Here is a 22007-nt window from a genome sequence, read left to right on the forward strand (position 1 = left end):
GGATTTATCAATCCGTTTTATGTTTTTTCTGAAAATCAACAAAAACGCTTTCAGTTTGAGCAAAATTCCTATTTAATTAAAGATGCCAGCATTCTTAGCATGGATGAAGAAATCGGCGATTTTAATTCTGCCGATGTTCTTATTGATAAAGGAAAAATAGCAAAGCTGGGTAAAAATATTGAAGCTCCCTCAAACACTGAAACAATAAATGCTGAAGGCGGAATTTTAATTCCCGGCCTTATAGATTGTCATTGGCATTTATGGACATCCTTATTAAGAAGTATGTCCGGGGATTCTCCTAACGAAGGCTATTTTAAAATGACGGCGAGATATTCCAGGTTGTACACGCCGGAAGATATGGAATTAGCCGCAAATTATGCTATTGCTGAAGCAATTCATTCGGGGATCACCTGTATAAGCGATTATAATCACAATGCCAGGAGCACAGAATTTGTACAAGCCAGTTTTGACGCAATGGCCGCAATGGGAATTCGTGGCCACGTTAGTTATGGAACCTATCGCGATATGCCTGGAAGCCAGCCCACAGATTTTAAAGAAATTAATGGGTTAAAACAGCTTATAGAGTCAGATTCAAAATATAAAGACATTAGCCTGGGATTGGGTTCGCGCTCTGCGAATTATAAAGATATTAAAGAAGACTGGAATCGTGCCAGGGATTTGGACTTAAGAATTACCATCCACGCAAGTTCAAACGAGAGTCAGAAAGGTCAGATAGCCTCACTTTTTAAAAAAGGTCTTTTAGCTGAAGATGTCAATATTATTCATGGAAATGCGATAACCCCGGAAGAAATTAAAATACTTGAAGAAACCGGTGCAAGTATCACCATGACGCCGTATTCTGAAATGCGCATTGGGTACGGACTTCCTTAAATTAATGAGCTGTATGAAGCTAGTATTAATTGCTGTGTAGGTATGGATACTACCGCTTTAACCGGTAACGCTCATTTACTTGATACTTTAAAATTGCTCCAGAACCTCGCAAATGCAAATGCTAAGGATGAATTTCACATGCATCCAAAGGAGCTTTTAAAAATGGCGACGATGAATGGAGCTAAAAATTTGGGTATAGAAAAAGAAACAGGTTCTATTACCCCGGGAAAAAGTGCCGATTTAGTTTTACTCAAAAAATCTGATATTAATTTTTCTACCGGGAATAAACCTTATCATCTGGTAATTGAGGCCGCACTGCCTGATAACATTAATATGGTCATGGCAAAAGGAAAGATATTGAAGTACGACGGGAAACTTACGGGTATAAATGCCAGCAACTTAATAAACCAGGCTAAAAATCGTTTTGCAGAAATGGAAAAAGAAATTAATTAAAAACCTTCCTAAAATGATATAAAATAACAGGAAGGTTTTTTGATTCTTTTTTACAAGATAATCCGAGATTTATTAAGTTTTGTTCCGAATTAGTTTAAAACAAACTAATTATCCTTTGTAGTATCAGGATCGGGTATATCATCCAGGTCTCGATTTTTCCTTTCGGTTCCTTTTTTATTAAACTGGTAATTTTCTTCATCTACCAATTTATCCTTATCGTTTTTGGCAGTTTGGTTACTACTACCAGGAATATCTAAATTATCGGCGGTAAAATCTACCGGTTTTTCCCTGTCTAATTCTTTATCCTGACCTTTATTCATGCTTCGGCCTTTTTCATTTAAGGCTTGTTTATCTTCAGCAGTAACATCGGAATTATACTTTTTCTTTTCTTCTTGCTTACTCATATCTCTATTTTTCTTTTAAATTAAGAAAAAGGAGGGAGCCTTCAGGTTAAAAACTGGTTAAAATAAAAAGGCCTAAAAAGAATTTAATCTTTTTAGGCCAGTAATAATTGGAAATACGGTTGATTATTCAGATTCCAACATTGCAAAGAATTTATCCAGGTTAGGTATAATTACAATCCTGGTTCTTCTGTTTTTTGCTCTACTATCGTTATCCACATTATCAACTAATGGCTGGTAGCTACTTCTACCGGCAGCGATAAGCTTCTCTGGTGCAACATCATACTTATCCTGAAGTAAACGAACAATTGAAGTTGCTCTTCTTACACTAAGATCCCAGTTATCCTGGATGTAAGATCCTTCTACCATAGTACGATCGTCGGTATGCCCTTCAATCATTACTTCCATTGCAGGCTCAGAGTTTATAACTTCAGCAAGCTTTTTAAGCAAAGGTTGTGCGTTGTTAGATACACGGTAGCTTCCGCTTCCAAACAATAATTTATCTGAAACATTGATCATTACTACAGTTTCATCTACAGTAATATCAATATCTGCATCGTCAGATCCTTCAGAAATATTAGCTTTTAAATTATGAGAAACCGCAAGGTTAATAGAATCTTCTAAAGTTTCGGCACCCGCTACTTTTTCCGGATCCATTTTTGCGATTGTGGCCCGCATTTGGGCCTTATTATTATTAGACATCACGGTAAGATCGTTCATCTCCATCTTACTATCGTTTTCTTCGCGTAAAGAATTTATTTTTGAGTTGTAATCTGCAACGCGTTCTTCTATACGGGCAAATTTTTCTTCAATTTCCTCTTTTTCTACCTGAGTTTTTTGCAAGGTGCTACGGGTATCGTTTAGTTCCTCTTCTAAAGTAACATACTTTTTCTTTGAAACGCACGAGCTTAGCATTGTTGCGGCTAAAACGGTTACGGCGATTGTTCTTTTCATATTTCGGATTTTTAAGTTTAAGCCTTTATAATTTAGAGATTTGGTTTTTTCGTAAGGCTTGTTGGTATGGGGCGAGAATCATACCAAATTGGTAAAGTAGTTGATAGCATAAATATGGTGATGCCCCGGTGATCTTTTTAACTTCTCATTTTATGAGACTTAGAAAGCCTTGTTAAGGTGAAATTAACTTTTTAGAACGGTTTTTGAATATAATTTCTATCGATGAAACCTGTGGAATTCTATTAAAATCTGTGGTAAAATTACACACCTTTTTGAAGGTGAAAAGGTCGGACCTGTCCCATTCCTTTCAGGCTTAAATGACTTGACTACAATAACTTGAGATTGCTTGTGCTTAAATATTCATACTAATTTAAAAATGGGGAATTATGAAAAATTCAAAAATTTTTTACCGGTTGTTTTTCGCGTTACTGCTAGCTTTTAGTTTATCGGCTTGTAGTAATGACGACGATGTAGATGAAGGAGATGACGTAACTGATGATCTTACAGATGATATAAATGGATCTGACGACGACGATGGGAATGGAGATGGCGATGGTGAGCCAGATCCTGATGCAGCGGCTGTTTTTGTTTTTATAGATGAAGAAAGTATAGATAACGGAAATGAACCAAATGATTTCTCTGAAACAGATGTGAATGATGATATTTCTGAAATTGGCCAGAGAGAAGTGCTCGCATATTTTAATGAAAATCCCGGGGAAGAAATCACACTTTATACCGGCCAAACCGGGGACGAAGCCTGGTTTGTTTTAAAGGAAATTCCGGGTTCCTGGAATGAAGCCGGGCCAAATGAAAATGGCGCGAGAAATTTCCTTGAAGCCGGTCCCGGCTTGGGCCAGGACCAAACTGAAGATCTTCTAGATGAAATTTCCGATATAACGCCACTTAGGGCCACCGGCTTGTCAATGTTAACTGGTCAAACCATTATTGCCGTAGTTTATGATAGTGATATCAGTATTAATTACGATCCTTTAGAAGGAAATTTACAGGGAGAAAACCTTGGGGTAGTGGCTTTTGAAGTATTAAACGTTACCGAAAGGACAGATGGTTCATCTTCAGCTCTTCCTTCTGTAAATATTAGGATTTTAGATTATACAGCAGTTGAAGCGCTTGAATTGAACTTATTTAGCAACGCCCCGATGCCCGAATCTTCTTCAGAACCTGAAGATACCACTCCGCCAGACACGATTCCAGATATTGAATTAAGTCCCGCTGAATAATGCTTTATTAACTAAACCTTAAGCCTAAAAACTTCATTTTATTATAAGAATACAATAAATTTGAAGTTCTAGCGATCACGGGATTTGGAAAAAGAAAAAAAGAAGAAGAAAAAAAGATACCGTATATTAAGGATCCTCGCAAAATTCTTTGCGGGGCTCTTTATTTTTATAATACTTTTACTGCTATTTATTAGAAGTCCCTGGGGCCAGGACATTATAAAAGAACAAGTTGTTAAGAATATTTCGAGTAAAACTAATACCGAAATTAGCCTCGATAAACTCTTTATAACCTTTGGTGGAAACATCCAACTCGATGGTCTTTATCTCGAAGATAAAGAAGGAGACACCCTGGTATATTCAAAATCCCTGGAGGCCGATATTCCTATTTGGCCCATTATTCAGGGAAATGCAATAAGTATAGATAATTTAGACTGGGAAGGCTTAAAAGCCAATATTACCCGTAAAGATTCTATTGAAGGTTTTAATTACGAATTTTTAATGGAAGCCTTCGCGGCAAATTCTACTCAACAAAGCCAAACCGCTACAGCCCAAGATACTACTGCTACGCAGGAAATAAATATTGGCGATTTAAATTTTAAAGATTTCGACATCACTTTTAAAGATGACGTTATGGGAATTGACACCCAGGTTAACTTTGAGGAGCTCATCCTGGAATTGGAAAAAACCGATCTTAAAAAGATGGATTTTCGTGCAAGTAATGCCAGTATAACTAACGCACAAATAGATTATACTCAAAACAAACCCTTTCCAGAACCCGAAAATGAGGAACCGGCACCTATGCCTTATTTAGTGGTAGATAATTTTAACCTGCAAAATGTGCAAGCAAATTATAATTCCATTCCTGATGGAATTAATTCAAATCTTGATATCAATGAATTTTTAGCCGAAGTTCCATTGATGGATCTTAAAGGTCAGGAGATTGAGGTAAATAGTGTTGCGCTGAATAATTCTGATATTAAAGTTGAAATGAAAACTTTAGAAAAAACTCAGGATTCTACCACAACCGAGGATTCTGCGTTTAGCTGGCCAAACTGGAAAGTTACCGTAAACGAAATCAATTTTTCTGAAAATCATTTAAGCTATTTAGTAGATGATGCCGAGCCTAAACAGGGGAATTTTAATCCTGAAGCTCTGGTACTTGATTCTCTTAATTTTAATGCCAATAATTTGTTTTTAAAAAATCAAAATGCAGGGGCAGAGGTTGCTGCCTTAAATTTTAAGGAAGCTTCAGGGATAAATTTGAAACAGCTGAATTTCAACTTAAACCTTGGAGAAACGCAATTAAGCCTTTCAGACTTAACATTAGCTTTAAATGAAAATCAATTAGGAGGTGAGGCTACTTTGCAATACAATTCCATTCAGGAATTGATTGATAATTCTGAAACCGCAGAGCTTGCCTTAGATTTACCCACTATTTCAGTAGATGTAAAAGATGCCTTCAGATTTCAACCAGATTTGAGATCTAATCCTTATATGAAGGAATTAAGCACAAATAAAGTGTCAGGAAATCTTCTGGCTTCAGGAAAACTTTCGGCTATAGATATTTCACGTGCCAATTTTAGATGGAAAAACACTTCATTTTCAGCCAACGGAAATATTTACAACGCTACCGATCCCGATAATATTCGGTTTAATATTCCGCGTTTTAATGCAAAATCCCGAAAATCAGATCTCACCGGTTTTGTTAGCGAAAAAGACCTGGGGATTAGTATTCCTGAAAATATTCAGCTTAGCGGAAATTTTGAAGGAGGCCTGGAAGACCTTTCAACAAAAGCACTTTTACAAACTTCAGAAGGTGATATTCTCATAGACGGGAACTTCTCGAACCAGGAAGAAATCGTTTTTGAAGGAATAATGACTTCTGAAAAACTTCAACTTGGAAATATTTTACAAAATGAAAGCCTGGGCGCTCTGGATATTGAAATTGAAACTTCCGGGAAAGGAAGTACCATAAACACACTTGATGCTACCCTTGATGCGACAATCACTTCATTTGCTTATAATAATTATGAGATAAAAGATCTTAATATTACGGGAGATATTGAAAACGGAAGCGGAAACATTACCTCAAGTTATAAAGACGATAATTTAGAACTGGCGTTAAACTCACAGGTAGAGTTGGATTCGGTTAAACCCAGGGCAAACCTTAATTTAGACCTAAAAGGAGCCAGGTTACAGGAGCTGGGACTAGCTTCCCGCGATATTCGGCTAGCCTTTAAACTCGCCGCTCAGTATGAGGGAAATGCAGAAGAATATGAAACCTATGCCGATATTAAAGATGCAGTGGTAGTTTATGATAATAATACCTATCTCCCCGGCGATTTAAGTGCTCACGCTTTTGTGCGTACCGATTCTACTTCGCTGCAAATTAGTAACAAGATTTTGGAACTCGATTTGAAGTCGAATGCCGATCCTGTAGATTTTTCTAATGCATTAAACCGTCATTACGAATCTTATTTTACCGAGGTAGATCCTTTAGATACCGTCCAAAAACCGGTGAATTTAAAATTGAGGGGCACCATAATGGATGACCCCGTTTTAAGCGAAGTTTTTTTATCTAATTTAGAAGATTTAGATACCATTCATATCGAAGCCGATTTTAATGAAAAAGAGCGAAAACTCGACGCCCTGGTAAGTTTGCCGTATATTAATTATTATAGCAGTGAGATTGACAGCTTGGAATTCAGCTTAAATTCAGATCCCGATAATTTTGATTTTAACCTTGGATTTAATGCGATTAATTCAGGCCCAATCGCGATTCAAAAAACTGATTTTCACGGAAGTCTAACGGCTGATAAACTTTTCCTTGATTTCACTTCCATGCAAGACGAAGAACGTTTAATACATATGGCTTCAGAAATCACGAAACCGGGAGACAGCCTTAAATTTCATATAAATCCTGAAGATTTAATATTAAATAAAAAAAAGTGGAATATCGCTGCTGATAATGAAATGATTGTTTACGAACAGGAAATTACTGCGAATAATTTCAGGTTAACCCGAAATAACCAGGAGATGCTGTTAAGCAGTGAACTTTCTTATTCCGATAAAAATCATATTGGCTTAGAGTTCAATAACTTCAATTTAGGCGCGCTAATTAATTATTTAAATCCTGAAGAAGAATTAGCTACTGGCCAGTTAAACGGTCATTTAATTTTTGAAGATCCGCTGCAAAAAATTGGAATTCTGGCAGGAATGGAAATTAACCAGCTAAATGTAATGCAGGTTGAACTTGGTAAACTAAGTTTAAATTCTACCCCTAAAGCCGATTTCTTATATGATGTTGGCCTGGCGATAAAAGGCGACAATGTAGATCTTGATATGAGTGGCGATTTCCAGGCGCTGGATTCTACCACCGTTGTTGATATGGAAATGCAGATAAATAAGATTAGCATGAAAACCGTCGAAGGTTTTTCTATGGGAGCCATCAATAATGGCGAAGGAAGTTTCTCTGGTAATTTGAGCCTTGGAGGAACTACCACCCAACCGGAATATAACGGCCAGCTACAATTTGATGAAGCTCAATTTCGGGTAGCCTTGCTTAATGCACCATTTAATTTTCCATCAGAAACTTTAGAATTCGATAAAGAGGGAATCTATTTTAATGAATTTAAAGTTGAGGATAAAGATGCAAACTCCTTTGTAATTAATGGAGAGGTTTTAACTGAAAACTTACTAAATCCTGAGTTCGATTTGGAATTTAGGGCCAGGAATTTCCAGGTGCTTAATTCTACAAAAGAAGATAACGAAATGTTCTACGGCACAGCCACTTTTGATGCCGATGCCACTTTAACCGGAGATCTTAATATTCCAAATTTAGATATGGATGTTACCGTAGGGCCTAATACCGATTTCACTTATGTGATGGTTGAAGAGGAATTGGCGATGCAGGAGCGCGACGGAATTGTAATTTTTACAAACCGGGAAAATCCAGATGATATTCTTACCGGTGATGAAGAGGAAGAATCGGCTACGCTAACCGGATATGATATTAATGCCCGGATTAATATAAATGAAGATGCCGCATTCAGTATAATTATAGATGAGCAAACCGGTGATAATTTTAGGGTAAAGGGAGAAGGAGAATTAGATTTTAATATTTCTCCTAACGGAAGAATGACGCTTGCCGGGCGCTATACGATGAACGACGGTCATTATGAAATGAGCTTATATAATTTGGTGAAACGTAGGTTTGATATTGCTGAAGGTAGCCGAATTACCTGGGCCGGTGATCCTTTTGACGCTTCTTTAGATGTGAGTGCTATTTACAGGGTAGAAGCATCACCTTCTTCGCTTATGGCTACAACTCAAGGGACCGATAATAATGAGTTTAGAAGAGAATTGCCATTTTTGGTTTATCTTAATGTAGACGGCGAATTAATGCAACCTAAGTTATCTTTTGGTCTGCAAATGCCTGAAGAAGATCGCGGTTCTGGTGGAGGCCGGGTGTATGGACGCTTACAACAGTTGAATAACCAGGAAGCCGAATTGAATAAACAGGTATTTTCCTTATTGGTGCTTAACCGTTTTTATCCAACTTCAGGAAGTTCCGGCGATGGTGGTGGAAACCTATCTATTGCCCGTGATAATTTAAATCAGGCACTTTCAGATCAATTAAATATGTTCTCAGATAAATTGCTGGGAGATACAGGGGTAGAACTTAATTTTGGTGTAGATAGTTATACCGATTACCAGGGAAATACTGCGACTGAACGTACCCAGGTAGATATTGAAGCCCAAAAGCGTTTACTGGACGATCGTTTAATTGTAAGTGTGGGAAGTGAAGTAGATGTACAGGGAAGCAATAGACCCGGTGAAGAAGCGAGCCCTGTAATTGGAAATGTAAGTATTGAGTATTTACTTACCGAAACCGGAAGGTTTAGATTAAAAGGCTTTAGAAGAAATGAGTTTGAAAATGTTATAGACGGCCAGCTTATTGTTAGTGGGATAGCCTTTATTTTTACACGGGAATTCAATGAATTTCAGGAATTATGGGATAATTTCTTCCTCAAAGAAGACGAAGAAGAGCAGACCGAAAATAACGAGGAAGAAAATGAATAGGGAACAGGTTTTTTTCAGAATTATTAATTAGCAAAAAATAAAGAAGATTACAACTTTAGTATTGAAAATATAATAGATGAAATTATACTTTAAATATATCGCTTATCTCTGTGCAGGTCTTTTTCTTTTGCAGGCTTGTAATATAAAGAAATTTGTACCTGAAGACGAATTACTGTACAAAGGCGCCAAAATTACGATGGAGAGCGATACAAGTATTAAAAGAAAATCACGTCTAAAAGCAGAATTAGAATTGGTTTTACGGCCGGAACCCAATAGCTCTTTTCTAGGAATGCAACCGGGACTTTATTTTCATTATAAAGCGCAGCGTGAAAAACCGGGTTTCATCAACAAATTTTTAAATAAACAAATAGGGGAAGAGCCGGTTTACGCCAGTGACGTAGATCCTCTTAGAACAGAAGATTTGCTAAAAAACCGGTTGGAAAATAGGGGTTTTTTCTACAGTACCGTAGTTTCTAACGAAAACCGTAACGAAGATAAAAAAGAAATGGATGTTGCCTATGATATAGATGTGCCCAGCCCATATCTACTGGAGAATTATAAGTTAGATACAGATTCACTTAAGATCTTTAAAGAAATTAGTAACAATTTAAAAGATTCTCCCATAGAAAAAGGAATGCGGTTTGATCTTGCAACTTTAAAAATGGAAAGGGAGAGAATTGATGCCAATTTAAAGTCGAAAGGGTATTATAATTTCAACCCCGGATTTTTAATTTTTGAAGCAGATACCAATCAATATGAACACAAGAATTTTGATCTCTTTTTAAGATTAAAAAAAGATGTTCCTACTGAGAGTATTATTCCATATAAATTAGAGAGCGTTAATATTTATCCTAATTATGATGTAGGAACCGATAGTTCTACCGCAAAAACCCGTTATGCTGAAAAGAACTTTTTTCAGAAAGAAATATTTTTTAAACCGAAACATTTAGATCCCTACATTCTGCTGGAAGAAGGCCAGTATTACAATCCTGAAAATTCCCGGAATACCGCCAGGAGATTAGGAGACATTGGCGCTTATAAATTCGTGAATATAAATTATACGGAAATTGATAGCCTGTCCACCGATAGTTTAGGCGTGCTGGAAACCAATATTTATCTTTCTCCATTAAATAAACGTTCGCTGCGAGCAGAAATTCAGGCGGTAACAAAATCTAACGGATTTACCGGCCCCAGTTTAGCTTTAGGCTATACCAACAGAAATCTCTTTAAGGGCGGGGAAATTCTAAATGTAACCGGTGATTTTGGGTACGAGGTGCAAACCGGAGGGGGTACCCAGGCAGGGTTGAACAGTATTCAATTAGGTTTACAGGGAGACCTAATTTTTCCGAGGTTATTATTTCCCATAAATTTTGATAAAAACTGGTTTTCATATTCCATTCCAAAAACCAAGACAAGTTTAGGTTTTGATTACCTTACCCGAAGTAAACTTTTTAGCCTGGGATCTGTTTCTGCCCGGTTTGGGTATCTCTGGAATGCCAATCGTTTTGTAACCCACGAGTTTTATCCTATCTCTTTAAATTATGTCAATTTGGGAAATACTACCCAGGAATTTCAAGATATATTAGACGATAACCCATTTTTAGAAAGAAGTTTTAACCAGGAATTTATTGCCGGCTTAACCTATTCTTTTCTTTATAACGGACTTATAGATGGGAATAGCAGGCACCAGTTTTTTATAAATACTACCTTAGATGTAGCGGGAAATTTAATTGATGCTATAAGCGGACGCGGTGAAGAAGATCCACAAACCTTTTTAAACCTGGAGTACGCCCAGTATGCCAAGGCCGATGTTGATTTGCGGTATCATTTAAAAACAGGATCAGATTCCAAAATAGCCACCAGGCTGTTTGCCGGTTATGGTATCCCTTATGGAAATTCTGATGTTTTACCTTTTACAAAACAATATTTTGCCGGTGGCCCGTATAGCGTAAGAGCATTTAATACCCGTTCTTTAGGTCCCGGAACATACACTCCGCCTAACGAAGAAGGTGCATTTTTTGACCAGGCAGGGAATATTAGACTCGAAGCGAACCTGGAATATCGCTTTCCACTTTTCCCATATTTATACGGTGCCGTTTTTGCCGATGCCGGGAATGTTTGGAATACTGGAGAAAACAGCACGCTGGTAGGAGGTGAATTCAGTAAAGATTTTATGAACGAACTGGGAATTGGTACAGGTTTTGGTTTAAGGGTAGATATTCAAAGTTTTGTGATTCGGGTGGACCTGGCCGCACCATTACACGATCCTTCTTTACTCGAAGGGCAGCGCTGGGAATTTGATTATGCAAATCCGGTCTTGAATTTCGCCATAGGTTATCCCTTCTAATTGTGTTGAAAATGCATAAAGAAATTTTAAAGCATATAACTTCAAAAATCGAACTTTCTGAGGAAGATCAACGAGAATTTACAGGTGTTTTAACAGAAAAACGAATTTCAAAGAAAGATTTTGTAATTGAACCCGGGCAGGCTGTAGATTATGAATATTATGTGGTTCAGGGTTGTTTAAAAGCCTTTTATTTAGATGAAAATGGCAATAAACATATCATTCAGTTTGCGGTAGAAGATTGGTGGATAAGCGATTTTGAAGCTTTCTTCGGAAATAATCCGGCTCAATTATATGTTGAAGCTATAGAAGATTCTGTTCTCCTGGGAATTCATCGCGATACGCTCGAAACTTTATATAAGCGGATTCCCAAATTTGAACGTTTTTTCAGAATAAAGACTACTAATGCCTTCGTAGCGCTACGAAGTAGAATTCTTTCCTCACTTCAAAAAAATAATAAAGAGCGCTATCTTGAATTCTGTGAAACCTATCCTCAAATTGAAAAACGGGTTCCCAATTATCATATCGCAAATTACCTTGGAATTAAGCCTGAAAGCCTCAGCAGACTACGAAAAGAGCTGTTTTAGCTTAACATTTTTTAACAAGCAATGCTAACATACATCAAGTATTTTCTTTCCTTTTTCTGCTAATTTCGCTACTCAACTGAGGATGAGGTTTTGTATAGTTTTTCAAAATATTTGATTCTCAACGTTTTTAAAACTGGATTTATTCCGGTTTGTAAAAAAATTGCTAAGAAAAAGATTAATTAAATCAACCAAAAGTTATGAGTAAAGAACAACATTTATTAAAGTCATATAATTTAAACGGATTAGAACTTCCAAACCGAGTGGTAATGGCTCCAATGACCCGAAGTAGGGCCAATAACCCTGAAAATAAACCTACAGAAGGTTTACACGATATTTATTACACGCAAAGAGCTTCTGCCGGACTTATTATTACCGAAGGTTCCCAGGTTTCTAAAGAAGCCGTTGGTTACGTGAATACACCCGGGATTTACAGTAAGGAACAAGTGGAAGGCTGGAAAATGGTAAATAATAAAGTTCACGAAGCTAATGGCCGAATATTCATTCAGCTATGGCACGTGGGAAGAATGTCTCACCCCGATTTTCATAATGGGGAATTACCTATGTCCGCTTCAGCGATAAATCCTGAAGCGCAGTCTTTTACTCCTGAAGGTTTTAAAGATACCGTGACGCCAAAGGAAATGACTGGAGAAGATATTAAAAGAACGATTCAGGATTTTAAAAATGCAGCTAAAAACGCAATGGAAGCCGGTTTTGATGGAATAGAAATTCATTCTTCCAATGGATATTTATTCCATCAATTCTTTAATGGAACTTCTAATAAAAGAAAGGACGAATACGGTGGAAGCATAGAAAATCGTGCAAAGATCTTGTTCGAAACTATTGATGCGATTAAAGAAGTAATGCCGGAGCAGAAAATTGGTTTAAGATTGAACCCATCACTAAATGGTATTTTTGGAATGACGATGGATGAGGAAACCATTCCAACTTTCGATTATATTATTAAGAAGTTAAACGACTACGATCTTGCTTATTTGCATTTATCAGAGCCTTTTAACGATGTTTCAGATGTTCCACATGCTGTAACTGAAATCGCTAAAAGATACCGCCCGATGTATAACGGAACTCTAATGATCAACGCAGGATTTGACCAGGAATCTGGAAATATAGTTATTGAAGAAGGCAATGCCGATTTGGTAGCTTTTGGTAAACCTTATATTTCCAACCCCGATTTAGTAGAACGTTTTGCTGAGAACATCCCTCTTTCAGGCTGGGATACCGATACTTTTTATACACCCGGCGAAAAAGGTTATATAGATTACGAAGCTAAAGCCAGAAAGCAGGAAGCCTAAAAGATCCTGTTTAATTGCAATGATAGAGAGGTTGTTTGGAATTATATGGCCGCGTCATGCTGAACTCGTTTTCAGCATCTAATATGTTTACAATTTTAGGCATATTAGATTCTGAAATAATCCCGAAGCTTTGGGACAGAATGACGAATTAACTTAATCCAAACGACCTCTTTTTTATACCTTAAAACGAAATCACATTCTTACCGATAGATTTCCCTGATTCCTGCAAACTATGAACTTCTTTAAAGGTTTCCGGCTTTAGTCCAGAAAAGGTTTTGTTTAAAGTACTTTCAATAGTTTCTTCCTCTAAAAGTTTGGAAATTCTTTCCAGTATTTCATGCTGTTTGTGCATATCGGGAGTTTGGAATTTTGCCCGGGTAAACATCAATTCCCAATGAAAAGCCACACTTTTATTTTTTAGTTTATTTAAATCTACAGGATCTTTTGTTTCAACAATAGAACAAATATCTCCCTGGGGTTTTATGAGTTCGGCCATGGCATCCCAGTGCAATTCGGTATCAGAAAAGTTTAGAATATAATCTACGTTTTCATAACCTTTAGATTTCATCTCTTCTTCTAAATTCTTATGATTTACAATCACATCGGCGCCCATATTTCTACACCATTCTTCAGTTTCGTTTCTGGAAGCTGTGGCAATCACGTTAAATTTCGTGAGTTTCTTTAAAAGCTGAATTCCAATAGAACCAACTCCGCCGGCACCTCCAATAACAAGAATATCCTGATTTTCCCCTGAATTTTCTTCGATTTTTAAACGCTCAAATATACATTCCCAGGCGGTGAGAGCGGTTAGGGGGAGAGCGGCTGCTTCTTCAAAAGAAAGGTTTTTGGGTTTATGACCTACGATATTTTCGTTTACCAATTGAAATTCGGCATTACAACCGGGCCGGTCAATTTCCCCGGCATAAAAAACTTCATCTCCTTGCTTGAATTTTGTCACTTTATTTCCAACGCGTTCTACAGTTCCTGCAGCATCCCAGCCGAGGATTTTGGGTTGTTCCAATTCTTTGTCTTTTGCGGCGTTTTGCCGTACTTTAAAATCTACAGGGTTTACCGAAACGGCTTTAATGCGCACCAATAAATCTGAATCTGCCGGCGTGGGATCTTCAGTATTAAACTCAGTGAAACTATCTGAATGATCTATAGGAAGCGATTTTTTTATTCCAACGGCTTTCATAATTTTATTTTTTAAGAATTAGCGTAATAATATTTGAATTTAAGAAATATAAAAACCAGCGCCCAACACTTAAGAAAACTATAAGAATTGGTATTATTAATGCTGAAGTTTCCCGCCATAACAAAGGTCTCCGGCGTCACCAAGGCCCGGTACAATATATCCGCGATCATTTAATTCTTTATCAATGGTCGCAATCCAGAGTTTAGTACTTTCGGGAAATTCTTCAGCTACATGTGCAATACCTTCTTCGGCACCAATCACGGCAACTAAATGTATTTCTTTAGGTTTACCCATATGCTCCAGGGCCTTCATAACATTCACAAAAGAACGGCCGGTAGCCAGCATCGGGTCGGCAAGAATAAGGGTTTTTCCTTCCAGGGAAGGAGAGGCAAGGTATTCTACTACAATTTCAAAATTTTCATCGCTGGTTGGATGATGGCGATATGCTGAAATAAAAGAATTCTCGGCATCGTCAAAATAATTTAATAATCCGTTGTGTAAAGGAAGTCCGGCGCGTAAGATAGAACAAAGCGCAACCTGGGTTTCAGGTAATTGAACTTCAGCATTACCAAGCGGGGTATTTATATTTTTGGAAGTAAATTTTAGTGTTTTACTAAGTTCATAGCCTAAAATTTCGCCTAAACGCTCAATATTTCTACGAAAACGCATTCTATCTTTCTGAATTTCAGTATCTCTGAGTTGTGCTACAAATTTTCCGGCTATAGAATTTTCTTCTAAGAGATGATGTATCTGCATGGTAGTTTTTAAATTTTGAACTTAATTATAAACTGCTTCGGGGCAGTGAAATCTCGATGATCGGGGAGTAAACTTCCTCGGAGCATTTAAGTCTCGATTATGGAGTAAAGATAAGTAAAATAGAACGGAGCGAATGCCGGAACCTTAGTAGTTGGTAACATTTTTCTAAATTCAAATATACCTAATAGTAAATTAAATCTTATTTAAGTGTTCTTCGATGGAGTTCCATTTCAGGTTTAAGCCAAAAGATTTTTCTGTAAGATAATTTGGCTGTATTTTTGATATAATTAGCTTAAAGAATTCATCTTATGAAGTTTATCTATACATTCTTGTTTTTTTGCTTCAGCCTTATAAGCTATGGGCAAATAGATCTTCCCGCTACTAATAATACCGGAGGAATTCTAAAAGCAGAGCCTGAAACAAAATCTTCAGGTTTTCCAATTCTCCGTGCTGAAGAATCTAACGAAGAAAGCAAATATTTGAGAGAAAAACCAAAGGAAATAGACTTCAGGGAAAAACCGAATAATTTAAAAACCGCCGGTGATGCGGTTAAAGAAAAATGGACTGAAGATAAAGAAGCATTAGATAAATATAAGGAAGATCAGTATTTAGGCGACTTTAAAACCTCCGGGAAATTTGTTGAACTTTACTGCCGCGATCATCAATTTGTAGATGGTGACCAGGTAAATATTTATGTAAACGGAAATTTTGTAAAACGTGTAGTACTGAGTAGTGGTTTTCATCCTGTGTTAGTTACGCTGGAAAGCGGCTTTAATAATATTGAATTTGAAGCAATAAACCAGGGGTCATCTGGTCCCAATACCGCGCAGTTAAAAGTCTTGGAAGAAAACGGAAATCTTGTTGCTTCTAAAGAATGGAATCTTTTAACCGGCGCCAAAGCGAGTTTAATTGTGGTTAAAGAATAATTTATTCTGAATAAATTCTTTTCAAACGATTCATTACCAAATATTCTACTTTTTAAAATTCATTTAATAACTTTATAAGAAATCCAATCTTATGAAGCGTATATTAATTGCAATAGATTATCACCCGGTTTCAGAAAAAGTCGCTGAAGCCGGTTACAAACTCGCCAAACAGTTAGATGCCAGGGTTTGTCTACTTCACGTAATGGCCAATGTGAGTTACTACGGAATTGATTACCCTACATTTATGGGATATTCAGGCTATGATGAAATGGCTGTAAACCTTGATATTGCCCAGGAAATGCGGGAAGTTGTAGAAGATTTTCTCGAAACTGCAGCAAATCACCTAAACGATAAAAATGTAGAAACGCATTTAGCCGAAGGCGATGCAGCGACCGCTATCCTTGAATATTCAAAAACCTGGAATGCGGATATGGTGGTAATGGGGACTCATAGCCATTCGGTTTTTGAAAAACTTTTAATGGGAACTGTTGCAACAAATGTTTTAGAAAAAACTGAAGTCCCGGTTTTTATGGTGCCGATTAAGAAGGATTGATTTGAAATTAAAATTCCTATAAAACAAAAAGTTTTCTATAGTGGAAGACTTTTTTCATTAATCAAAATTAAAATTATAATTACGTGTACTGGATAATACGTCTTCTAATTCTTTTTGAAGCTCCTTACCTTTATCTAAATTATACCAATTTTGGATCTCAGTTTTAATTATCTCAAAAGAAGCCTTCTCTATGAGTAGTTCAGCATACATCTTCTGACAATTTTCAGGACGTGGTCCCCAGGTCGCTAAATCCTTGCCTTTATGATTCTGAATAATTAATTTAGGAATTGATTGAGTGCCATTGGTAAGATACTGCTCAATCCTGTAGGGTGCTGCATCCCTTAACTCATAAGATACCGTTATCAGGGGATTCTCACGTGTGATCATTTCTATAAAGGGAATGTTGTGAGCTGCATCGCCACACCAGGGTTCTGTGATAATGATCCAGTGCTGCGGTTGATCTATTTTTTTAACAACTTCCACAATATCATCAAATAATTTTCCTGTTTTGAACCAACGGTTCATACGTGACCAGTTTAACTTTGTATAATTCAGGTAATCTGTATTATCATAAGGCGGTTGATGTGCCGTCACAGGTTTGACGATGATATTTTTAAAGTAGATGCTATATTCTTGAAAATTCATTGAAATTAATTTTATCGCGATTTTTATTAATTCAAATCTACAGTATAGGAAATAAAAAAACCGTAAAGACTTATAAATTAAGTTTTACGGTTTTACAAAGTGATCGCGCCAGGATTCGAACCTGGGACCGCCTGCTTAGAAGGCAGGTGCTCTATCCAGCTGAGCTACGCGACCGTTTTTGCGGTTGCAAATATAAGTCTCTTTCCAAATAAAACAAGCTTTTTTTATTTAAAAATTTATTTTTTTATTCGGCTGCGAAATTGTCAAAATTTAATCTCTTTTTAACTTAATTTTTAAATTGAAAGTTTTTCCCAATTATATCCTTAATTTTGCCTCGTAAATTTTTTTAAAAGATTCCCTTGATAAAATTGAAATACGTTTTACTCCAAAATTCAACACCTGTAAGCCAGGGTTTTAAGTTTAGTCTATTAGCATCACTCTGTAATAAAGCTTGTTAATTGTGTATGGAGTTTCAGTTCACCATTATTGTTCCGGTTTATAACGAAATAGAAAGTTTACCCAGGCTTTTTGAATATTTACAGGCTTACCTTAAATCGGCCTCTCTTAAATCCTGTGTTTTACTGGTAGACGATGGCTCTGGTGACGGTAGCGCTTCGGCTATAGAAAAATTTTGTATAGATCACGAGGATTTCAATTGTTTGTTATTTGACAAAAATTATGGAAAAGGCGCAGCATTAAAGGCTGCTTTCGATTACACCAAAACGCCTTTACTCGGTTATCTTGATGCCGATTTACAAACCCATCCCGAAGACTTTGAATTGCTTCTGCCATTTATTAATGATTTTGGTTTGGTTACCGGTTGGCGTAAGAATAGAAAAGATACACTGGTAAAACGTATTTCTTCCAAAACCGGGAATGCGGTAAGAATATTTTTTACGCACGATAATATTCACGATACCGGTTGCCCGCTAAAGATAATGCATACCGAATACGCAAAGAAAATACCAATGTTTAAAGGTTTACAGCGTTTTTTACCGGCAATGATATTATTGCAGCAAAAGGAGATCAAAGAAGTGGTAATAAATCATTATCCAAGAATTGAAGGCAAATCAAAATACAATTTCAAAAATAGGTTTCTCGGGCCTTTGATAGACTGTTTTGCTTACGTTTGGATTAAAAAATCGTATATAGATTACAGCATAAAAGCGAAACATGAATAATTCGCTGCTCATTTATGTGATAGGATTTACCGCCCAAATCCTGTTTTCTTCCAGGATGATTATGCAATGGATTCTATCTGAAAAACAGAAGAAAGTCCTTACGCCAATTCTTTTTTGGGAGCTGAGTTTATTGGCTTCTTTTTTACTGTTTATTTACGGGTATGCCAGGGACGATTTTGCCATTATGCTGGGGCAAAGTCTTACCTATTTTATTTACATTCGTAATTTACACTGGCAGGGCCAATGGAAAAGACTTCCTTTTCTAGTGCGGTTTTTAATATTGATTTTTCCTGCGGTAGTGGTCATTTACAGCTTTTTTAATAATGAATATAATCTTCAAAAATTATTTCTGAATGAAGCAATCCCGCTTTGGTTACTTTTATTAGGAATTTTTGCCCAGGTAGTTTTTACCTTAAGATTTTTATACCAGTGGATATATTCAGAAAAACAGAAGAAATCTTCATTACCGCTGGGATTTTGGTGGTTAAGTCTTGTAGGTTCTTCTTTAATCTTGATTTATGCAATTTTCAGAAAAGACCCGGTATTACTTATTGGGCATTTATTTGGCGCAATAATGTACATTAGAAATATTATAATTCATCATAATGAAATTAGAGAATAAATATCTTCTGCTACTCGTTCTTGCAGGAATTGCCGTATTTTTTATAAATCTTGATGCGATTTACATCAACATTATGGAGGCGCGTAATTTTATTACCGCCAGGGAAATGCTGAATGATAACAATTGGATTTTCACTACGATGAATGCCGAACCTCGTTATGAAAAGCCGCCACTACCAACCTGGTTAACCGCAATTTCAATGTCAATATTTGGGATGGAAGGACTTTTTGGTTTGCGACTTCCTTCAGCGATTATGGGTTTAATTTTAGTAGTTTTTATCTACAAATTTCTGCTTAAAATCACTAAGAATATAGAATTATCTTTTGTGGCAGGATTAATAGCTACTACTTCATTTTATATCGTTTTTTCCAGTAGGGACGGGCAATGGGATATTTACACGCATAGTTTTATGATGCTGGCCATCTTTTGGCTGTACAAACTCTATAATTCAGCTAAAAACTGGTATTCATATGCTGTAATTAGCGGATTGTTCATTGGTTGTTCTATTTTAAGCAAAGGGCCGGTTTCGCTTTATGCCTTATTTCTTCCGTTTTTAATTGCCTACGGAGTAATTTACAAGTTTGATGGCACCAAAGAACGCTGGAAGGCTTTAGTTCTTTTAACGCTAGTTGCTTTAATTTCCGGGGCATGGTGGAATCTCTATGTTTATTTATTTGATACGCCTGCGGTTGCCGAAATTACCAGTCAGGAGACGGGGAGATGGTTAAATTATAACGTAAGGCCATTTTATTATTACTGGAGTTTCTTTATTCAAAGCGGTTTATGGACTATTCCATCTTTTGTGGCGCTGCTTTATCCATATTTAAAAGATAAGGTTAGCAATAAAAAAGCCTATAAATTCACACTTTTCTGGACGCTGGCTTCGGTTTTCTTATTATCTGTAATTCCGGAGAAAAAATCCCGCTACCTATTGCCGGTTCTTATTCCTATGGCAATGAATACGGCTTTTTATATGGAATTCCTTTTTAATCATTTCAAAAGCTTAAAAACCAAGGAATCTGCGGTTATTTATTTTCATTTTGGAATTTTCGCCGTTGTAGGTTGTATATTTCCAGTAGCCGCATATTTCTATTTTGAATCTTTCCTGCAGGATATTCTTGTTTGGTATATTTTGAGTTCAATTTTCTTATTTATCATCGGGATTTTAATGTTCCGATTTTTAATACTGAAAAAAGCAAAACCGCTTTTCTATTTAAGTATTTTTTTCCTGGTAAGTATAGTTTGGTTTGGTTTACCAATGGCCAATAAAATTAATGTAAACCAGGATTATAACAGCATCGCCAATATTGACAGGCATCTAAATGAATATGATGCTCCAGTTTATGAAATTAAAGATTTTGCTCCAGAGATGATTTGGGAATACGGGAAACCAATTCCGGTTTTAAATAAAAGGGGTAAGATTGAAATTCCTTCAGAAGATAAATTTTTGATTTTATCTGATGGAGACTATAATCGCGATAGCTTACAGAACATTTTTAAAAATTACAGCACAAAAAAAATTGATAGTGTAGATATGAATCCTGTTAGCAGTAAACACAAACAAAGATTATACAGGGATTTATTCCTCTTGGAAAGAACAGGAAACCGGTAATTTTCAGAAGGTTTAAAATATAAAAATGGATGTATTTTTAGATAAGTCTAAAACTTTTCAAATCTTGTTGAAATGAGATGCTACCAATTTTTTAACATGCTAATATTTGATTATATTGAAGCGCTTTTAAAACTAACCAAATAATGCTCGACTATCCAATAAAATTTTTCCCCATTTTGAAAGAAAAAATATGGGGTGGAGAAAAACTGAAAACAATTCTAAATAAAGAGACCAACCGGGACGACCTGGGCGAAAGCTGGGAAATCTCTGGTGTAGAAGGAGCTATTTCTGTAGTTTCCAACGGTGAGCTTAAGGGTTTCTCCCTAAAAGACCTTTTAGAAGAATACAAAGAAGAAATTTTAGGTAAGAAAATTTATAAAGAATTTGATGCTGATTTTCCTTTGCTTATAAAATTTATAGACGCAAATACAGAACTTTCTGTTCAATTACATCCTAATGACGAGCTTGCACAGCAGCGCCATAATTCCTTCGGAAAAACCGAAATGTGGTATATCATGCAGGCTGATGAAGGTGCAAAAATCAATATTGGGTTTAAGGAAAGTGTATCTAAAGAAGATTATATTTCTCGTTTAGAAGAAGGAAAAATTGTAGAATTACTCAATTTTGAAGAAGTAAAAAAAGGTGATAGTTTCTTTATAAATACCGGAAAAGTACACGCGATAGGAGCAGGGGTGCTTTTGGCTGAAATTCAGCAAACCTCAGATGTTACTTATAGAATTTACGACTGGGATCGAACCGACGATGAAGGAAACTCCCGGGAACTGCATACCGCATTAGCCATTGATGCGATAGATTTTGAGAAGAAAGACGATTTTAAGCTGAATTACGAAAAGACAAAAAACACTTCTTCTGAAGTTGCCAGTTGCCAGTATTTCACTACTAATTATTTACCGGTAGAGGGAGAAATTAAAAAAGATTACAGCAATTTAGATTCGTTTGTGATCTATATGTGCGTCAGCGGAAATGGCGAAGTTTCAGTAAATGGAAATTCTGAAAAAATCGCCCAGGGTGAAACTTTACTTATCCCGGCTCAGAATAAAGAAGTTAAACTTTCAGCTGAAAACTGTGAACTTTTAGAGGTTTATATTACTTAACAAAAGAGGCTGTCTGAAGCGTGAATTTTCGTCAAGCTGAAGTTGTTTCAGCTTCTAACGCGATTGAAAATCTAACAAATTATATCCTGGAAACAAGTTCAGGATAACGATTTAAAACCTTCTGAGACAGCCTCTTTTAAAG

Annotated in this window: 16 protein-coding genes, 1 tRNA gene and 1 pseudogene; 12 read left to right on the forward strand and 6 right to left on the reverse strand. The window is 36.4% G+C overall.

Annotation, left to right across the window (positions count from 1 at the left end; genetic code table 11):
• Positions 1-99: 99 nt before the first annotated feature.
• Positions 100-1344, forward strand: a pseudogene (locus B5X53_RS19315) (amidohydrolase family protein).
• A gap of 104 nt (positions 1345-1448) precedes the next feature.
• On the opposite strand, the gene B5X53_RS06730 reads toward B5X53_RS19315, so the two are convergent.
• Positions 1449-1748, reverse strand: coding sequence for a hypothetical protein (locus tag B5X53_RS06730; RefSeq protein ID WP_079712468.1), 300 nt, complete (start codon positions 1746-1748; stop codon positions 1449-1451).
• A 123-nt stretch (positions 1749-1871) separates the two neighbouring features.
• Complete coding sequence (locus B5X53_RS06735; protein WP_079712469.1) at positions 1872-2699, reverse strand: OmpA/MotB family protein; 828 nt, start codon at positions 2697-2699, stop codon at positions 1872-1874.
• Positions 2700-3085: 386 nt separating this feature from the next.
• Here B5X53_RS06735 and B5X53_RS06740 point away from each other — a divergent pair, with 386 nt between their 5' ends.
• The 5 genes from B5X53_RS06740 to B5X53_RS06760 all read left to right on the forward strand — a co-directional run bounded on the left by B5X53_RS06740 (position 3086) and on the right by B5X53_RS06760 (position 13260).
• Positions 3086-3937, forward strand: coding sequence for a hypothetical protein (locus B5X53_RS06740; protein ID WP_079712470.1), 852 nt, complete (start codon positions 3086-3088; stop codon positions 3935-3937).
• 84 nt (positions 3938-4021) lie between these two features.
• Positions 4022-9019, forward strand: coding sequence for a translocation/assembly module TamB domain-containing protein (locus B5X53_RS06745; RefSeq protein ID WP_079712471.1), 4998 nt, complete (start codon positions 4022-4024; stop codon positions 9017-9019).
• Positions 9020-9095: 76 nt separating this feature from the next.
• Positions 9096-11366: a translocation and assembly module lipoprotein TamL gene (gene tamL / locus B5X53_RS06750; protein WP_079712472.1), complete on the forward strand. Its 2271-nt coding sequence runs from the start codon at positions 9096-9098 to the stop codon at positions 11364-11366.
• Positions 11367-11377: 11 nt separating this feature from the next.
• Positions 11378-11950 (forward strand): Crp/Fnr family transcriptional regulator, encoded by a 573-nt coding sequence (locus B5X53_RS06755; protein ID WP_079712473.1) that lies wholly within the window; start codon positions 11378-11380, stop codon positions 11948-11950.
• A 197-nt stretch (positions 11951-12147) separates the two neighbouring features.
• Positions 12148-13260: an alkene reductase gene (locus tag B5X53_RS06760; RefSeq protein ID WP_079712474.1), complete on the forward strand. Its 1113-nt coding sequence runs from the start codon at positions 12148-12150 to the stop codon at positions 13258-13260.
• A 181-nt stretch (positions 13261-13441) separates the two neighbouring features.
• Here the strand turns inward: B5X53_RS06760 and B5X53_RS06765 are convergent, their stop codons facing one another.
• Together B5X53_RS06765 and upp are read right to left on the reverse strand one after the other, a co-directional pair.
• Positions 13442-14455, reverse strand: a complete 1014-nt coding sequence (locus B5X53_RS06765) for a zinc-binding alcohol dehydrogenase family protein (RefSeq protein WP_079712475.1) — start codon at positions 14453-14455, stop codon at positions 13442-13444.
• Between the two features lie 96 nt (positions 14456-14551).
• Positions 14552-15211 carry a uracil phosphoribosyltransferase gene (upp, locus tag B5X53_RS06770; protein ID WP_079712476.1) on the reverse strand — a complete coding sequence of 220 codons (660 nt, stop codon included), beginning with the start codon at positions 15209-15211 and terminating at the stop codon, positions 14552-14554.
• 308 nt (positions 15212-15519) lie between these two features.
• On the opposite strand from upp, the gene B5X53_RS06775 reads away from it, so the two are divergent.
• Both B5X53_RS06775 and B5X53_RS06780 read left to right on the forward strand, forming a co-directional pair.
• Entirely contained in the window at positions 15520-16137 is a 618-nt protein-coding gene (locus B5X53_RS06775) for a hypothetical protein (RefSeq protein ID WP_079712477.1), read from the forward strand.
• Between the two features lie 91 nt (positions 16138-16228).
• Positions 16229-16690: a universal stress protein gene (locus B5X53_RS06780; protein ID WP_079712478.1), complete on the forward strand. Its 462-nt coding sequence runs from the start codon at positions 16229-16231 to the stop codon at positions 16688-16690.
• 57 nt (positions 16691-16747) lie between these two features.
• Here B5X53_RS06780 and B5X53_RS06785 read toward each other — a convergent pair whose 3' ends face one another.
• Both B5X53_RS06785 and B5X53_RS06790 read right to left on the reverse strand, forming a co-directional pair.
• Positions 16748-17335, reverse strand: a complete 588-nt coding sequence (locus B5X53_RS06785; protein WP_079712479.1) for a thioredoxin family protein — start codon at positions 17333-17335, stop codon at positions 16748-16750.
• Positions 17336-17435: 100 nt separating this feature from the next.
• A tRNA-Arg gene (locus B5X53_RS06790) sits at positions 17436-17509 on the reverse strand.
• 290 nt (positions 17510-17799) lie between these two features.
• On the opposite strand from B5X53_RS06790, the gene B5X53_RS06795 reads away from it, so the two are divergent.
• The 4 genes from B5X53_RS06795 (at position 17800) to B5X53_RS06810 (ending at position 21865) form a co-directional block, all read left to right on the forward strand.
• Positions 17800-18516, forward strand: coding sequence for a glycosyltransferase family 2 protein (locus B5X53_RS06795; RefSeq protein WP_079712480.1), 717 nt, complete (start codon positions 17800-17802; stop codon positions 18514-18516).
• Positions 18509-19138 (forward strand): lipid-A-disaccharide synthase N-terminal domain-containing protein, encoded by a 630-nt coding sequence (locus tag B5X53_RS06800; protein ID WP_079712481.1) that lies wholly within the window; start codon positions 18509-18511, stop codon positions 19136-19138. The genes B5X53_RS06795 and B5X53_RS06800 overlap by 8 nt, the downstream gene beginning before the upstream one ends.
• A complete protein-coding gene (locus B5X53_RS06805; protein ID WP_079712482.1) occupies positions 19122-20750 on the forward strand; it encodes an ArnT family glycosyltransferase in 1629 nt (542 codons plus the stop codon). Before B5X53_RS06800 ends, B5X53_RS06805 begins: the two co-directional genes overlap by 17 nt.
• A 143-nt stretch (positions 20751-20893) precedes the next feature.
• Complete coding sequence (locus B5X53_RS06810) at positions 20894-21865, forward strand: type I phosphomannose isomerase catalytic subunit (protein ID WP_079712483.1); 972 nt, start codon at positions 20894-20896, stop codon at positions 21863-21865.
• Positions 21866-22007: the final 142 nt, after the last annotated feature.

This window comes from Salegentibacter salinarum (assembly GCF_900168115.1).
GTDB classification, from domain to species: domain Bacteria; phylum Bacteroidota; class Bacteroidia; order Flavobacteriales; family Flavobacteriaceae; genus Salegentibacter; species Salegentibacter salinarum.

Excerpts from the sequence above, each read along its gene's own strand:
- B5X53_RS06785 (WP_079712479.1), bottom strand. The coding sequence starts at position 17,335 with ATGAATTTTCAAGAATATAGCATCTACTTTAAAAATATCATCGTCAAA.
- tamL (WP_079712472.1), top strand. The coding sequence starts at position 9,096 with ATGAAATTATACTTTAAATATATCGCTTATCTCTGTGCAGGTCTTTTT.
- B5X53_RS06730 (WP_079712468.1), bottom strand. The coding sequence starts at position 1,748 with ATGAGTAAGCAAGAAGAAAAGAAAAAGTATAATTCCGATGTTACTGCT.
- B5X53_RS06780 (WP_079712478.1), top strand. The coding sequence starts at position 16,229 with ATGAAGCGTATATTAATTGCAATAGATTATCACCCGGTTTCAGAAAAA.
- B5X53_RS06775 (WP_079712477.1), top strand. The coding sequence starts at position 15,520 with ATGAAGTTTATCTATACATTCTTGTTTTTTTGCTTCAGCCTTATAAGC.
- B5X53_RS06805 (WP_079712482.1), top strand. The coding sequence starts at position 19,122 with ATGAAATTAGAGAATAAATATCTTCTGCTACTCGTTCTTGCAGGAATT.
- B5X53_RS06765 (WP_079712475.1), bottom strand. The coding sequence starts at position 14,455 with ATGAAAGCCGTTGGAATAAAAAAATCGCTTCCTATAGATCATTCAGAT.
- B5X53_RS06810 (WP_079712483.1), top strand. The coding sequence starts at position 20,894 with ATGCTCGACTATCCAATAAAATTTTTCCCCATTTTGAAAGAAAAAATA.
- B5X53_RS06755 (WP_079712473.1), top strand. The coding sequence starts at position 11,378 with ATGCATAAAGAAATTTTAAAGCATATAACTTCAAAAATCGAACTTTCT.
- B5X53_RS06760 (WP_079712474.1), top strand. The coding sequence starts at position 12,148 with ATGAGTAAAGAACAACATTTATTAAAGTCATATAATTTAAACGGATTA.
- B5X53_RS06800 (WP_079712481.1), top strand. The coding sequence starts at position 18,509 with ATGAATAATTCGCTGCTCATTTATGTGATAGGATTTACCGCCCAAATC.
- B5X53_RS06740 (WP_079712470.1), top strand. The coding sequence starts at position 3,086 with ATGAAAAATTCAAAAATTTTTTACCGGTTGTTTTTCGCGTTACTGCTA.
- upp (WP_079712476.1), bottom strand. The coding sequence starts at position 15,211 with ATGCAGATACATCATCTCTTAGAAGAAAATTCTATAGCCGGAAAATTT.
- B5X53_RS06795 (WP_079712480.1), top strand. The coding sequence starts at position 17,800 with ATGGAGTTTCAGTTCACCATTATTGTTCCGGTTTATAACGAAATAGAA.
- B5X53_RS06735 (WP_079712469.1), bottom strand. The coding sequence starts at position 2,699 with ATGAAAAGAACAATCGCCGTAACCGTTTTAGCCGCAACAATGCTAAGC.